Source organism: Streptomyces botrytidirepellens (assembly GCF_003721215.1).
In the GTDB taxonomy this organism is placed as follows: domain Bacteria; phylum Actinomycetota; class Actinomycetes; order Streptomycetales; family Streptomycetaceae; genus Streptomyces; species Streptomyces himastatinicus.
Window position 1 is genome coordinate 1 of record NZ_RIBZ01000347.1, and the last position, 553, is coordinate 553.

Here is a 553-nt window from a genome sequence, read left to right on the forward strand (position 1 = left end):
CGCCGCCGAGAAGGCCCGCGCCGAGGGCCGCCCCCAGATCGTCGACCCCGGGCTCCAGCCGGCCGCCCTCACGGCGGCGCTCGCCGCGCTGCTCGCGGCCACCGCGCCGCTCGGCGAGCCCGCGGTCGCCGTGGTCGTGGCGCTGCTCCAGGCGGTCACGGCGGCCGGGTGGTTCCGGCTGAACGGCATGTGGCCCGCCCGGCAGGGCATCGCGCTGGCCTTCCTGGGCGGTCTGGCGGCCGACGCCGGGCTGCTCGCCACCGGCCGCGCCCACGCCCCGACGGTGCTCATCGGCACGCTCGGCGTCTGGGTGCTGCTGGTGATCGTCCTCCAGCTGCGCAGCCACGCGTCGGCGGACGAACGGCTGTACGGGCTGACCGCCGCGGTCGCCTCGTCCGCGGTCACCGTGATCGCGGCCGGGTACCTGGCCGCGATCGCCGAGTCCTCGGACGCCGTGGTGGTGGGCGCGGCCGCGGTCGCCGTGGGCACGCTGGCGCGCGCGCTGCCGCTGCCGACGCCCGCCGCCGTCGTCCTCGGGCTGCTCGCGGCGGCC

At 79.6% G+C, this 553-nt stretch carries 1 pseudogene; it reads left to right on the forward strand.

From position 1 onward, the window contains the following. A pseudogene (locus EEJ42_RS30915) lies at window positions 1-553 on the forward strand (hypothetical protein); the annotation flags it as partial.